The following is a 15010-nucleotide window of genomic DNA, read 5'->3' as shown; positions in this document are numbered from 1 at the left end:
CCATATGCACTATTGCACAATTCACCTCTGCAACTTAATGCTTAAACGAGAAGGTAGAACAACAAAAGTGCTGCATAAGAATTATCTTGGATTCGACTTTGTCAAAGCCGGTCATTTTGAGTTGGGCGAGAAAAGTCATACTCACAAAAACGGTGAATGGCAGATACCAACAGTATTCAAGCCGACAAACCGGAATTTTCTCAAGGCCGGCACATCTGCATATCTGGTCATACTTGGTTCAAACTACCAGCAGCAGAATATTCTTTATGTCGGAGAGTATACTGGCTCACTGCATAACCGGTGGTTTCAAAGGCATAGCCAGGGAGAAGAGTTGGTCGTTTGGCACAGTGACAATCTAGCCGACAATATCAACAGGGTACTGATGTACAAATTGCAGGATGACAAGGCCGAAACCTCCGTTCCGCGTAAGCCCATTTCCGACAAGGAAAAGAAGATAATCAGTAAGATTCAAACAGAGATGCTGCATCAGTTGCAAGATGGTGAAGCACTTGAGATTTCGCTGTGGCTGACGCTTGACCCATATGTTGAAACAAGAACGGTGGGCAGACTCAATATCAGCCGCGCTATCGAGCAACACTTCCTTAGCAACACAAATTTACTCCTACCTCTCAATAGCAAAGGTCGCCAAACAACAAACGACGCCGAAGACGTTGCAGCTATCACAAACCGACAAAGCTGATCAACATTCCACAAGCACCGGCACACTAAAGATATTCGTCGCAGGTCAAGCTATTTTGCCGCAAGCGCAACGGTAGTGCGTTGTTTTTGTGGCAAAAAATCCATTTATCAAGTAGGTCGCAACACCATCAAAGTCACTGATGGGATTTAGTTACGCACAAAAAATAAATTATTTTTCACAAACCATTAACGCTGTGATATTTTATTCCTAACACTTGCTCTTAGTCTCGCTCACTGATTCAGCGCGCCGGTAACTAACATGGCGCGATCAGTGGCTATAAAGCGCAAAGTAACAGGCAAGTGCGGAGCGACCGGAGAAGCTGTGACAGCTGTTGTAACAATGCTGCTCAGAGGTGCATTTAGCAATTTTAAGCCAGCACAGTTTGCCGTAACCAGACACAAAAGACTGACCACAACAAATCGAAAGGGAAAGGTATGAAGGCTATTCCATTATCCAAAACCGCCATTGCCGTAAGTACAGCGCTGTTAATAGGCAGCAGTTTGTCCGTTGCTGCTCAGGAAGCGCAAAACACTGCTACTGACAACGAAAAAGAGGGCGTTGAAGTCATTCAAGTTACCGGCATTCGCTCCTCGCTTCGCGAGAACCTGAACAACAAGCGTTTTTCAAACTCTGTTGTTGATTCGGTTAATACCGAAGATATTGCCAAGAACCCTGATAAAAACATGGCAGAAGCCTTGCAGCGCATACCTGGCGTGCAGATTGAACGTGAGTTTGGTGAAGGCGCTAAGATTTCAATTCGCGGTACCTCCCCCGAACTCACCAACACCCTGGTTAATGGCCAAGCCGCCAAATCGGCCTCATACCGGCCCGGCCAGGATGAGAGCAATGCCTTTGATTTTTCTAACATTCCAGCAGAGCGAGTGGCAAAGATAGAAGTGCATAAATCGGCGCGCGCCGACTTAGATGCCGGCGGTATCGGCGGCACGGTTATTCTGCATACCAAAAAGCCATTAGAGCAGGAAGATGGTTACGGCTATTTGAACATTGAGGGGGAATACAATGACTCCTCGGAAAAATCTTCACCACAGATTTCCACCGCTTACAACTTCGTGTCTGATGACCAAAAATTTGGCGCATCCATTGCGGTCAGCCTGCAACAGCGTAATGCCTTTCGCTCGGGATTTGAGTCCGACGGTATTGGTTCCGGTACCGGCTTCCAGCAAACCAACCCCATCGCCTGTCCTACCGAAGACTGCGCCAGTAGCGACATTAAGTTAAGACATATGAATGGGCATAACCTGATTATTACCAGACATATGGCGTTAAACGGCTATACCTATGGCGATCTCGAGGCCGTGGCAGGCAATGGTGCTTATTCGCTGACCAACGACCCAAACAGTTCAGGGGTATGGAATAACCAAACCAATAACTGGGGGCAGCTTGACGAGGTGATGGACCCTACTTATATCGATCCTACCTGGGGTTTGTTCTTGGGTGATCGAAGAAACGGGGGGCTGGGGCAAACGGCACCACGAAATATAGGTAACATGCTTTATTCTCCGGCATTTTCTACCGATGAAAGTCGCTTAGATACCACAGTGAATTTGCAATGGGCACCGTCTGACTCACTTAGCTTCAATCTTGAACTGAACCGCAACAGCTCGGATCGCGACAACAAGAGCGACAACCTATATGCGCAAACCTTCCGCATGAGCCAATTGTTATACAGCAATGGTGTGGCGGGTGTGGATCCGCGTTTGGTGATGGATCCGGTCAGCGACATTGTGTTGTCAGCCACCTACCCAGTCGATGGTGTTAACCTGGTGCGTGGTGCCGGTATGGTGTGGGATGGCGACAACTATTATGCCGGCGACACCCGCTGGGGTGAAATGGTGCGCAGAGATTCCAACGATCGCAGCGGCACAGAAACAGAGCAAGACCGTATCCACCTGACCATGGATTATGCCAAAGATGCCTTTATCGTCAAACTTCAGGCAGGACGGACAACGGCCGACAGTACCGTAATGGATCGCATGACTACCCTTGCCACCCGCTATGGCGATTACGAGACGCCCTACTCCGGTGACAAAGCCGCCCTGAAGATCCCCACCTATGAAGGGGTGAACCTGGGGTATGGCTACAATCCAGACACAGGTAAAGTTTACTGGGGCCTGCATGCTGATCCGTCGTTAAGTGGTGAAGCATTGGCGGCGGCACAACAACGCGCCGAAAACTTCTTGCTGGCACCGACTAACGAGTTTTACCTGCTGACGGGCGGTTTACGCAATACGGCGCGTTATCGTGAAAACACCGAAGACTTTTTCCAGGGCGATGTTACCTGGGAGCTGGAAAACGATTTTTATATCGACAGCGTAAAATTCGGTGCCAAGTACCGTAATATTCAGCGTACCGAAAACTACTACACCGAAAATGCCACATTCCATGGTTATGCCAATGAAACCAGTAAATTCCCGTTAATCCTCGCCGAGGAGCTGGTAGGTGGCACGGTGTCTGGTCTGGACACCGCAGGTCATGATGTACCGGACGAATACTTTGATATTAACCAGGGTAAGCGTAATGCCCTGCTCAATGATCATTTCCTGCTGCTGCATTCTGAGCTAGCTCCAAACAGAGGCGCCTGTGAAGACGCCATCGCTGCATCGGGTTCTAACAACTACTATGGTTGTCGTTCTGGTATGACAGAATCTGCCGGCGACTATTACGATGTTACCGAAGAGCTACTGGCTTACTATGCCATGGTCAACTTCAGCGGTGAAAAATTCCGTGGCAATCTGGGCGTGCGGGTAGTGGATACTGAGCGAGAGTCCATTGGCAAAGAAGTGGCCAAAGACGAAAATGGTCAGTTGTTGTCTTATCCGACCGATCCCAGCGATCCAGATTACATCGCCGAGCTGGCTGGTTTTAACCAGTATGTGCCATTGGTGCAAACCAGCAGCACCAAAGATTATCTGCCCAGTTTCAACGTCTCGTATAATTTAACCGATGACCTGATTTTACGCGCAGCGGCGTCCAAGAATATTTCCCACCCCAGCCTGGAACAACTAAGAAGTAACTTCTATTTGGTAACGGAACGCTACCGACTTTACACCGATGGCCGCCAGCAAGATCTGACACCAGAAGGCAATGCCGAACGTCTTGCCATGGATGCACAGCGCCGGGGTTCGGTAGGTAACCCCAACCTGGGCTCTTACACCTCAGTAAATAGCGAAGTCGGCCTGGAATGGTACTTTGCCGAGTCTTCAATTTTTGCTGTTACCGCCTTCCAGAAAGATATTAAAGATATGGTTCGCTCCACTTCCAAGGTTCAAAATCTGGACTATCTGGGTGAAGAAGGCAGAACGGATAACAACGGCTACCCGATTTTTGGTGACTATGTGGTCAACTCCTACTTCAATACCGGTGAGCAAAAAGTAAAAGGGGTTGAGGTGCAGTTGCAGCATGACCTGGGGAACGGTTTTGGTGGCCTGATTAACTATACCTATACCGATGTACCGGACCAGGCGTTCTCCACCTCTGAGTTTGCCTATGAAATCGCCGATATGACGGATATTGAAACCCATCAAAGCGACCCGTCACAACGCGAATATTTTGAAGTAACCGGCTTTAGCGCTAAAACTACCACCCAGACAGAGCCTATGTTTGGCCAGTCGAAAGACACCATAAATGCGTCAATATATTATGAAGACGATGATTTCTCGGCCCGTCTTTCCTACAACTACCGCAGCGAGTTTGCAAACAGGAGCTTTAACGAAGGTATCCGCTACACCGATGCCCGCTCGCAGTTAGACTTTAAAGCCACTTATAAAATCATGGATAACCTGATAGCCAGCTTTGCGGCAATCAACTTAACCAATGAAAATGTCGTGCACTATCTGGATACTACGCAGATTGTAAATGAGCCGGTTATCAATAAGATGAAGTGGATTGACGAAGTGGATGACAATGGCGCTGCCACCGGCAATCGCGTGATTGCCACCGATGACGACGGCAACCAAATTATTGAATCGTCCATTACCGGTGATGCCGCTTTTGAGATGCTGTCTGAAGCTAGCGGTATTCCGGTGGCAGACCTGAAACCCTATTACGAAAACCACTTAAGCAAAATTGTGGTAAACGAATGGACCAACGGCCGCCGTTTCTACCTGGGCCTTAACTGGACTTTCTAACCTCACCGCCTGCAAGCTTACTGGCCCAGCCAGTAAGCTTGTTTAAGGCGAAAAAGCACACTTCATGCGACAAAGTAAAAACAACACAGCCCTTTGATAAAGCGGATGATAGACGCCGCCAGTAATCCGTTCATTTCTTCAAAGCCAGCCGTTAAGACATTTTATCCTGGCAACAGTGGCTATTGATTGTTTGCCCGCCGCCAGTTTGCAATAAGGTCCAGTACCACAGTTTCAACCAATGCCGTCTGTTCATGATGAATGTAGTGCCCGGTATCAGGAATTAACATCAGCTTACCCTGCAAAAAGGCCTCAGCTTGTTCTCGCTGTTGTTTCTGCCAGGCGTCACGGAAACCATCGTTAGCAAAAAGTGGCCCTTTGGTGGCTGACATCACCACCACTGGCACATTGGGCACCGCTGACAAATCGCCTAAATCTGCATAGGTCTGTTCCATGCCATTCACTTCGGCAACCACCCAGCCATCGGCCAGCGTCTTTGCCCAAGTGGGCATTTCACACATATTGCCCCCCATTTCTTCGCATGCCTTGCGAAAGCCTGGCGGTCGTCCATCCACCAGCACGATACCGGCGACCTGGTCGGGATAAAGCATCGCAAAGCTCAGAACAAATGGGCCGCCAATTGAATGACCAACCAGCACATAGGGTGGTTTCAGGCCCTGTTCCTGCAATCTGGCTTGTAATGCAACGGCTACCTGCTTTCCACTGCGGTGCATTGAAGCATCCGTATTCCTTGAGCGGTCGTAACTAAATACCTGTGAATGCTCTGCTAGTTTTGAGCGCAGCGGCTCCCAGGCAGATGCCCCATCACCAGCGCCCGCTTCCAGAATCACAATAGGTGTGCCAACGCCGCGTATGTCAGTTTGCGGGCCAATGAGTTTATCTACAGGAGATACGCAACTGACAACCAGTACGCAACCTATTAGTATGCTGAGCAAACGATATCCCATATATTTTCCTTGCTGCTTGGCTACCTGCCTGGCCACTCTACAATATTGGTATTGTGAATCTGTGGGGAATTTGTAGGTTCGCTTTGCCTGGTCGAATCATTAGGAGCAAAGAAAATGCCTCAGTTGCAGGCAGCAGAACCGGGGTACGTGCCATAAGTGCTCACATTTTAAGGGCCGGGCTTTAAGGCTTGTTAAGCCTAAATCCGAAAAGCATTGAAGTATCATTGAACCGACTCCATTGGCTGGTCATTGACGGATAGCTTACCACTGTCATCCCCGCAGAACTGGCGAAGATTCTGCTCTTCCTGTGCCAGACAGTCGGCGAAACGCCGTCCACGTTCATCTCTGAATCTTTTTTCAGTGACAAGCACATGATGAATACGATCCACTCGCAAATGTCTGAAATCTTGTGCGCTCTCACACCAGATGGTCAGCAGCCAAGCGGAATCAAACACCGTTAATCCCAGCGGACGCGCCAGTCTCTTAGACACCTTACCGGCAAGGCTGGTATAGCCTATTTCTACTACCCGGCGCTGACGAATAGCATCTCGTAATACCCCAAAAAACGGCGCTGACCTTTTATCATCCTGTCACCGGTTGCTTAACCGAATCTCACGGCCAAACCGCTGTCGCCACAATCTTTAGGCCAGCTCAGAGAAGTGCCTGTCAGCAATATTTCTGCGCAAAATTCTGCGTTAAAACATTGCCTGGACTAACAGCTCTCCTATAGTTGTACTCTAACCTAATGATTCTCCTGTGTTTAAGGGAGGGTTCTGTTTGATTACAAATCAGGGATGACAAGCACTGCAAGATTGAGCAACACAAATATGGAATTGTTGAAAAACTGAGGATTTCATGGAGCACAGAAAGCTCTATAGCATTACATTAATAACCCTGCTGATAGTGACGTTTATCGCAATATCTTTGCAGTTTTTTTTATTGGAAAGAACACTATTGCTTCACCCTGACAACGTCGAAAATGTACAGGCAATATCGGACCAAAGCCTTAACGGAAGTTCGGTGGCAACATTGACAGAAGAAGACGGGAAGTGGCTGCTGACATGCCACATTGTCGCCTCTGATTACAACTGGCCTTTTTGCGAGATCTCAATCAATTTCTTCAATGAGCAAGAACAGCCGACCGGTCAGGGAATTGACCTTTCTTCTTTCACATCAGTTTATGTCAAAGCGCGCTATATCAATCAAGAGCACAACAGCTTACGCTTCCAACTGCGCAATTTTAACCCTCTGTATGGGCAATTCGACGACCAGGGCACATGGAAATACGTAGGCATTGAGTTCTGGCCACAGCGCTCCCCACAAGCCAATGAAATTCCGCTAAAAAGCTTACAAGTCGCATCCTGGTGGATAGCAGAGCAGAAACTCCCCATCAAGTACGCCGTGCCTGAGTTTACCAATGTAATGATGTTAGAGCTGTCAACCGGCAACAACATTCAACCTGGTCAGTATGTTATTGAACTGGAGCATATAAAGTTTACTGGCAAGTATTTCACCAATAATCAGGTGTTACTCTTCCTGATTTCTCTGTGGGCCTGTTCAGCCGTTGGCTTCCTGTTTTTTAATCTCAGCTGGTCTCGCAAACAACTTATTGAAACGAAAAGCAAAGCAGAAGAACTGCGACAGCTAAACCAACTGCTGAATGTGAAGACTAAAGAATTAAAAGACCAGGCAGAGCGGGATCCTTTGACCGGGGCGCTGAACAGGGCCGGGATAAAAACAATATTTACCAAAGAACTTGAAGTGCTCTCCGTCATGTTTATTGATATCGATTACTTCAAATCCGTCAATGATCGTTATGGTCACACAGTGGGTGACGAAGTGCTCAAGGCGTTTGCTAAATTAATCAGCAATAATTGTCGTTTTACTGACTTTCTGGCCCGCTGGGGAGGTGAGGAGTTTTTATTGGTCTGCCCCAATACCTCACTAAAAGATGCCTACGATCTGGCCCAGGCATTGCGCAATATTATCAGCCATCATCAATGGATACAGGATATTCAGCTAACCGCCAGCTTTGGGGTAGCTCAGCAAGGCGACGAAAGTCCCACTGCCTTTATCGAACGGGCAGATAAGGCGCTGTATGATGCGAAGGTGCGCGGCCGCAACCAGGTCGTAATATCAGAGTATTAGCCCACTAAGCCAGCAGTAAACTATACATACCATCGTCGCCTGAAAATCGGCCCAAGCCGCAATATCAAAGATAACACCGTCGCCTTTAACATCAGGCAGGTGAGCAATCTGATTGCACCTCTGGCGCTCCTGATTTATAGCCCCGCCACGATTAACTTGCATTGGTCGAGCTAAAAGCAAAATAAACTCAAGAATCTGTGCGAAACCCCACAAACTCAACTTTACTAAATAACACCACGCACAGATACATATCATCCGACAAGGAAGGCAATATGGGCTGGACAATCACGATCAAAGACAGAGGCGGCGAGTTAAAGCATGATGATGGCAGATGTATTGCCTTTGGCAGCCATCATGGCAGAACTCAAATAAACAACAGAATTGATATGCGGCCAATGCCGCATGGTATGGACGATACCGCGCAAAAATGCATTCCTTGTTTTATCGCCGCGGCAGACATTCTGCATGAAGAGCTGAGCAAGAGCAAAGTGGCGACGGTGCATTGTCATAACGGCAACAGCAGAACCTCATTTGCGCTGATTGTTTATCTGGTTCGCTACGGCGGTTTAAGCCTGGCAGAGGCAGGTAAACTGGTGGAAGAAGGCCAGACTGACAGAACCGACATCAATTTCAGCCTAAGCAGGCAGGTTAACAACAAGAGTTACTGGACCTGGCTGAATGAAACTCAGTGGCAAAAGGCCATAAGTGACACATCTAATAAGGGAACATACCGGGCTTCGCATGCCGTGTCAGGCCCGGATAAGCAGAATCACAAAATTCACCATGTTATCAGTGAAAACCGTTCGGCTTCACCTGTTGCCACTCACTCCCCTGCATCGCATGGCATTGGCCAGGCCGAATACCGGGGTTTAATGGCAAATGCCGCAGTCTATCAGGGTTACCCATCCGGCTTTTAGCTTTTAGCTTTTGGCAGCGGCTTTGCCTGGTATCTGAAAGTCGGCTTAGCCACTACCTGCTCATAACGAATACTATCAACAACGATAGGATCAACAATGAGTGCTGGAATACGGCTGGATGATTTGCAGACACAGGTTTTTCCAAAAAGGCATCTGCATCACTTGTGGCAGCGGCTAAAGTTTTTTGCTGATTAGCGCAATATTCGCACGGCTTACGCCATATTGTTTTGCCAGTGTAGGCCAGCCTGTCAGGCTGGATTGAACGCTTTGTATGATGTCTTCAGCCCTTGGCTTTTTGATATTGGCCACTTTGGCGAGCTTAAGTAAATGCTCAACGCCAGGCGCTCTGCCTTCTCCCATCACCGTGGTGCTTTGTTCGCCGCCAGAACCAGAGGAAAAGGTTAAGTCGTAGGCAGGGGACAATGTCCACTGTCCATCTTCCGCCATCAAAAAACTAAAGTTTTTGGCATGGTCATCCCGGTTATGGGTCAGCACGTTGAATACGGCTAGCCGGAACATTTTTTCGACCTCACGCACATCACGGGTCAGCATGCCCGTCAAGGTTAAGAGGTCTTCGTAGTCCAAAGCTGGCGTTCTAAAATCTGAGTGCAGTAATCCACATGCGGTATGCATATGAAAACGCTGTGAGCCAACACAATCAAAACGCTTAATCGCAAAGTATCCCGGGCCATTTTGCGCAGGAAAAAGATGAACATCCGGCATATCTATGCCTGCATCCTTAGCGAGAAGGGCGTAAACATATTCAATGGCACCGGCATCAATGCCATCTTGAGTATTTGGGAATTTCACTATCCATGGCGTATGGTCTGCAGGTAGTGTGTTCGCACCATAAATAATACCTTCGCGCTGCGCGTTAACCCCCACGAGGGCTTTGGGGCGCGCACCAGCAGAGGAACCATTTAACGCAATCAGTTCCTGCAAGACATCACTGCTTTGGCCATTGAGAATATCCTGCGCTTGTGAGGCCAATTTATCTAAGCTGATACTGTGGTTTTGTTGGCCCAGGCTAAAGTCAGGTTTATAAATAAGCGCACCCAGCCCATTCGAGCCAATATGGGCCAGTCTGTCGAGCGGCGTGATACTGGCAGGCAAAATGCCCTGAGTACGCGCAAAACGGTCGAATAACAATCGGCCCCAGCCATCGGGTAAACTGTCATTAAAGGCACCTGGCAAGCCTTCGAATAAGCGGTTATCAAAACTCTGCAAGCCCGGTTGCAAAGGCAGTCTGAACGGCGAAATTTCCAGGTTATGTTCGAGAAAACTGCGGGCATATTCGAAATAAATTTTACCTTCGCGCACCGCCAGGCGACCTACAGCAATACGCTTAGTGCCAAAATCCAGGCCAACCTTAATTTCATTCACTGACGGTATTGTGTTCATTTGCGCGTCCCGCGCTTACGCTTTGGCGTGCTGGGCGCACTCAGCACTTCATCAATCGATGCAAACGCCGTTTGTTTAGGTGCGCTGGCGGCAATGATGTCATCCAGGCCCCCGAGCACCATATAAAGTTTGAGAAATGAGGCCAGCGAGATAGCCCCTTCCTGTTCGAACTTACGCAACGTTCGAACAGGCACACCAGAACGATTCGCCAGCCCCTCCTGGGTGAGCGCCATTTGCAGACGCTTCGCCCTGGCATTCTCCGCAAGCTTCTTTTGGGCTTTTGATGGCGAAATAAGTGACACCATTATGTCATTTAACCAAATTAATTCACAGCTACTGACATTATAGCGTCACTAAACAAATGGATCATGCTTAACATTCAGTCAGTCTGCTGTGGACGTATAAGTTGCAGCCAGACCAAAAATCAGCTTATTTGCAGCAAAAGCGAAGTATTAACTCAGTGCTGACTGCAAGCTCGAGACTTCCAGTATTCAGAACGAAGTTTTAGCTATGGGTTCAAGATCTATGACCCTTTGATCCGACATTATTCACCTCGTTAAGCGATTTTACTCACTTTAAAGGTGTCCAAAAGTGTTGGGACAGATCACTTGTGGCCGATGCGCCATTACTGAACTATTTATAGCGTTTGAACAGCTCTTTCAGTTCATTGGATTCAACAAAATCTGCACAAGCGGCAATTTCTGTTTTTTCACCAGAGCTATCTCTATAGGGCTTTTGCAGCCAACGTTGAATAGACAGGTTTAGCTGTTGAAATGCCTCCAATGGTAAGCTGGATCGTTCTCTGTAACCATTCAGGGCCGCCACAGAATCTGTATAAACATCGCCGGAACTATATCCCTGAGCAATACAGGAAGTGAGCGCATAATGCTTGAACAGTGTAAATTCGTATTCCGGTTCAACTTTACCACCTTGAATGGAACAGCCTGTACATAGCAGCAATACACTTCCTGAGATTAGTCCTTTAACACCCATATTTGTGCTCTCTTCGATAGTGGGAAATAACACTTGTCTGAACAATATGTACCAGACCAAACGGTGGCATGACCTGTAGCGTCTGTCCATTGTTCAACATCAAAAAGGAGTATTCCTGTATGGTCTTTGAAGTCAGAAGTTGCTTGATAGCTAACATCTGTTCACTCTTCAGCCTGCCCCGTAATTGCAACTGCATGTTTCGGATGAATCCGAACACTCATTTCGGTCCAATCCGAACACCCATTTCGGTTTAATCCGATCACCTGTTTCGGTTTTATCCGATCACTTTTAGCCATTTTCCGAAATCGCTGTTCGGTTTGCCGGAATCGCTGATCGGAATGCCGAAATGCCGTTCTTTTTCTAACCAAATCAATTGGTAAGCTCTTCCTAACTTTAATGCAATTAGGAACAAGCTGACCATGGCTAGAAAGAGAACAGACATGAGCAAGATTAAAGACATTCTGAGGCTTCGTTTTGATGCTGGGCTCAGCTTAAGAGACATCAGTAAGTGCTGTGCTGTTGGCCCGGCCACTGTCAGCGAAATTCTGTCGCGCTTTGCCACCAGCGGTTTAAGCTGGCCGCTGCCCGATGACACCAGTGATACTGAGCTGGAAAAAGTGGTCTATAAAGGCAAAAACACGTCCAGGCACAAACGCCAGCCTGATTATGTTTTGATGCATCAGGAGCTAAAACGTAAAGGCATGACCAAGCTGCTGTTATGGCAGGAATATCGTGATAAAGATACCGCCACAGCTTATGGCTACACGCAGTATTGTGAGCATTATCAGGCTTGGGTAAAAAACCTGAAACGTAGCATGCGGCAGCTTCATATTGCCGGTGACAAGCTATTTATTGATTACTGCGGCCCATCAGTGCCCATTCTCAACCCTGATACCGGCGAAGTTCGCTATTGTGCGCAGATCTTCGTTGCCACCTTGGGGGCCTCAAATTACACCTATGTTGAAGCCGGGCGCTCTCAGCAGCTTGAAGACTGGATTATGGCGCATACCCGTGCCTTCCAGTTCTTTGGCGGTATTCCGCGTTTGCTGGTGCCTGATAATCTGCGTTCAGCGGTAACCAAGACCCATCGTTACATGCCTGTTATCAATGAGAACTATGCGCGCATGGCACGTCATTATGGCGCCGCCGTCATGCCCGCGAGGCCATATAAACCCAAGGATAAATCCAAGGCTGAAAACGCGGTCTTGATTGTTGAGCGCTGGATCCTCATGCGTTTACGCCATGAACACTTTTACACGCTCAGCAGTTTAAATCAGCGGATCCGTGAACTGTTACATGCTCTTAATCACCGTCAGCAACGGGTGCATCCTGGCTCTCGTTATGAACTCTATACCCGGTTTGATAAGCCAGCACTGATGCCCTTACCGGCCTATCCCTACGAGTATATCGACAGCAAACAAGCCCGTGTCGGGCCTGACTATCATGTGCTGTACGCAAAACATGCGTACTCCGTCCCGCATAGTCTGGTGAGCCATACGGTTACGGTAGAAGCCACCGCACACATCATCTGCGTGTACTACCAGGGTGGAGCAACCGGCTGCGGTAAAACCTATCTTGCCTGTGCGCTGGCCACACAAGCTTGTGATCAGCATCACAGCGTACGTTACTACCGGCTCGGTGAGCTACTGGACGAGCTGCATATCGGCCACGCCGACGGCTCATACCGCCAGCAACTGAGCACCCTGGCTAAGCGCAAACTGCTCATTCTGGACGACTGGGGTATGGAGGCATTAACGGCACGCCAGGCTAACGACTTGCTGGATGTCATGGAAATACGCTACCAGCAATCCAGCACCATCATTGCCAGCCAGATACCGACCAGTGAGTGGTACAAGCTCATTCCGAGCCCAACCATCGCTGACGCGCTATTAGACCGGTTATTACACAACAGTCACCGAATTGAATTAACAGGAGAGTCGATGAGAAAACTAGACCAATCCGATCACTTAGCGTAAAAAAACAGTTATGAAAAAGAACGGCTAACAGGTGATCGGATAACTCCGGAATCGCTGATCGGAATCACCGAAATACGCAGCAACTTATCTGGATTGGCGCCTTACTATCATAAAGGGACTTGAAATAGCGAAAATTGCTCTTAAGCTTATCAATGTATGGAACAGTAAATTGGATGGAGTCTGATATGCCTGCCAGTATTTTAAGCCAGCCCTTAAGCTTCGTTTATTCGGTCTTTTCTGATAAAGCCCGGGCAAATAAGATTTACTTAAACCTACTACCGTCCCTTAAATTTGTAATTTCCGCAAAAGGAAGAAGTTCAGCCGAAGCCATAGGTTTAATGAATATTCTTGCAGGGCTGCCAACAGTCGGTGCCCAAAGGCAAAACTTCGAAAAGTTCTATGTTCTTGACCCGGATGGCTGGAAAAAGCTTCCAGAAGACCCAAATGCCATACCATATGGGCACTGGCATTAGCAGGTATGGCTATGACACATCGTATTGGTTGGAAAATGTTCTTTGTTATTACACTTGCATACCTGCTCGCCGCAATAGGCTCAGTAATTCAGGGATGGGATCAGAGCGTTGGCATTGGTCATTTTCTGGAGTGGCTGATTTTGCTCGCCCTGGCCTGCCTCTATGTTCTCGCCAGTTTCGGTTATGCATGGCGCAGGTACTTCCTAAATTACCGCTTTTGGTATGCAGTCATAGGGCTGTCTTTAGTGATTCTTGTAACGGAGTGCTACGGGCTTTACACAGACACGAGCATTTCCAGCGATGAAAGAGCCTTTCTCCTCGGCGGTACAATCGTCATCGTTGCACTTATTTGCCGCTGCATTTATCTCTATGCAAACGAGATTCGCCATAGGAAGGAATAACACCGTCCACAAAAAGGTCATCTTTTTGTCCGCCTTTATGTCGTTGGCCTTGTTGATCACAGCCTTATCTTCCATCTATTTGTTTCAGGAATTTAGGCTTGAGCAAAACAACAACATCCACAGCGACCAGCCACTGATAGTACTGAATTATCTGGGTAGCGCATTACCCGCAGCGGGACTGGGCTTACTGGTATTGTCGATTGCCTTTGCCAATCAGGTCTATTTGCGCCTAACTAATAAACACGATCCCAAGAAACCAGATAAGCTGACCAGCTATTGCGGCTATGCCTTACTAATTTGCTTGATGGGGTTACTAATTAGCAGAAGCTATCTAAATAATTTGTGGGACAATCAGGCCAAACAGCAAGGCTATAACCCCTGCCCTTCTATGACCCTACTAAAAAGCTCACTCACCCGCACCGCTTGGGTCAGAGATGAAAACCTCTGTTCCCTTGATCTGGCTGTAATTAGTGACCAGCAAATACAGCCATTGTTGCTTTGCTCTTGCCTGTCAACCACGGCTGTTCGCTGGACAAACCGCGATATACCGCTCAGGATAGGCCGTCGGCTGCCCCCTGACCGTCTAACGTTGAATTTATCAGTCGATTGCCGTCAAGTGTGTGAGGTGAAGAGCAATTATCAGATTTAGGCTGCTGTCTGCAATGACTTGCTTAAACAACTGACAATACTCTGGCAATAGCAAGCATAAGAACATCAATACAATGAAATTAATGACATATTTTGCTGGACTACTTTTTGGCGTTTTCGGCCTGCCACAAACGGCTGCACAACAGATAGGGCTTGAAGCCCAGATCCAGGCCTGTAGTGGTCAAGTATTTCCAGACACCAGTTTAGGTTGTTCTGCTTTCACTGGTGGCAGCCCCGCAT

13 protein-coding genes and 1 pseudogene are annotated in these 15010 nt (G+C 48.0%); 8 read left to right on the top strand and 6 right to left on the bottom strand.

All coding sequences use genetic code 11. The features are described 5' to 3' along the window. The first annotated feature begins 37 nt into the window (after positions 1 to 37). Positions 38 to 700, top strand: coding sequence for a hypothetical protein (locus ABD028_RS14855; protein ID WP_343845941.1), 663 nt, complete (start codon positions 38 to 40; stop codon positions 698 to 700). Between the two features lie 434 nt (positions 701 to 1134). Beyond that, positions 1135 to 4848, top strand: a complete 3714-nt coding sequence (locus ABD028_RS14850) for a TonB-dependent receptor (RefSeq protein ID WP_343845939.1) — start codon at positions 1135 to 1137, stop codon at positions 4846 to 4848. A gap of 179 nt (positions 4849 to 5027) precedes the next feature. On the opposite strand, the gene ABD028_RS14845 is transcribed toward ABD028_RS14850, so the two are convergent. After that, the gene (locus tag ABD028_RS14845) at positions 5028 to 5813 is read right to left on the bottom strand and encodes an alpha/beta fold hydrolase (protein ID WP_343845938.1); all 786 of its coding nucleotides are present in this window, start codon (positions 5811 to 5813) and stop codon (positions 5028 to 5030) included. 221 nt (positions 5814 to 6034) lie between these two features. After that, a pseudogene (locus ABD028_RS14840) lies at positions 6035 to 6367 on the bottom strand (helix-turn-helix transcriptional regulator); the annotation flags it as partial. A gap of 466 nt (positions 6368 to 6833) precedes the next feature. Between ABD028_RS14840 and ABD028_RS14835 the strand changes: the two are divergent. Together ABD028_RS14835 and ABD028_RS14830 are read left to right on the top strand one after the other, a co-directional pair. Then, positions 6834 to 7961: a GGDEF domain-containing protein gene (locus tag ABD028_RS14835; RefSeq protein ID WP_343845936.1), complete on the top strand. Its 1128-nt coding sequence runs from the start codon at positions 6834 to 6836 to the stop codon at positions 7959 to 7961. A gap of 272 nt (positions 7962 to 8233) precedes the next feature. Next, a complete protein-coding gene (locus ABD028_RS14830; protein ID WP_343845934.1) occupies positions 8234 to 8878 on the top strand; it encodes a dual specificity protein phosphatase family protein in 645 nt (214 codons plus the stop codon). A gap of 174 nt (positions 8879 to 9052) precedes the next feature. Here ABD028_RS14830 and ABD028_RS14825 read toward each other — a convergent pair whose 3' ends face one another. From ABD028_RS14825 to ABD028_RS23300, 4 genes are all read right to left on the bottom strand, one after another. Further along, positions 9053 to 10279 carry a type II toxin-antitoxin system HipA family toxin gene (locus ABD028_RS14825; protein ID WP_343845932.1) on the bottom strand — a complete coding sequence of 409 codons (1227 nt, stop codon included), beginning with the start codon at positions 10277 to 10279 and terminating at the stop codon, positions 9053 to 9055. Next, a complete protein-coding gene (locus tag ABD028_RS14820; protein WP_343845931.1) occupies positions 10276 to 10584 on the bottom strand; it encodes a helix-turn-helix transcriptional regulator in 309 nt (102 codons plus the stop codon). Before ABD028_RS14820 ends, ABD028_RS14825 begins: the two co-directional genes overlap by 4 nt. A 328-nt stretch (positions 10585 to 10912) precedes the next feature. Further along, positions 10913 to 11272 (bottom strand): hypothetical protein, encoded by a 360-nt coding sequence (locus ABD028_RS14815; protein WP_343845930.1) that lies wholly within the window; start codon positions 11270 to 11272, stop codon positions 10913 to 10915. Next, a complete protein-coding gene (locus ABD028_RS23300; RefSeq protein ID WP_425542118.1) occupies positions 11254 to 11385 on the bottom strand; it encodes a hypothetical protein in 132 nt (43 codons plus the stop codon). The genes ABD028_RS14815 and ABD028_RS23300 overlap by 19 nt, the downstream gene beginning before the upstream one ends. A 327-nt stretch (positions 11386 to 11712) precedes the next feature. On the opposite strand from ABD028_RS23300, the gene istA reads away from it, so the two are divergent. From istA to ABD028_RS14795, 4 genes are all read left to right on the top strand, one after another. Further along, positions 11713 to 13248, top strand: coding sequence for an IS21 family transposase (gene istA, locus ABD028_RS14810; protein WP_343845928.1), 1536 nt, complete (start codon positions 11713 to 11715; stop codon positions 13246 to 13248). 185 nt (positions 13249 to 13433) lie between these two features. Further along, positions 13434 to 13721: a hypothetical protein gene (locus ABD028_RS14805; protein WP_343845926.1), complete on the top strand. Its 288-nt coding sequence runs from the start codon at positions 13434 to 13436 to the stop codon at positions 13719 to 13721. A gap of 11 nt (positions 13722 to 13732) precedes the next feature. Beyond that, entirely contained in the window at positions 13733 to 14122 is a 390-nt protein-coding gene (locus tag ABD028_RS14800; protein ID WP_343845924.1) for a hypothetical protein, read from the top strand. After that, on the top strand, positions 14091 to 14771 hold the full coding sequence (locus ABD028_RS14795) for a hypothetical protein (RefSeq protein ID WP_343845923.1): 681 nt from the start codon (positions 14091 to 14093) through the stop codon (positions 14769 to 14771). The genes ABD028_RS14800 and ABD028_RS14795 overlap by 32 nt, the downstream gene beginning before the upstream one ends. The last annotated feature ends 239 nt before the right edge of the window (positions 14772 to 15010 follow it).

Source organism: Bowmanella denitrificans (genome assembly GCF_039522935.1).
In the GTDB taxonomy this organism is placed as follows: domain Bacteria; phylum Pseudomonadota; class Gammaproteobacteria; order Enterobacterales; family Alteromonadaceae; genus Bowmanella; species Bowmanella denitrificans.
The sequence above is the reverse complement of the archived record's forward strand: the minus strand, read 5'-3'. Positions and strand labels throughout refer to the sequence as shown.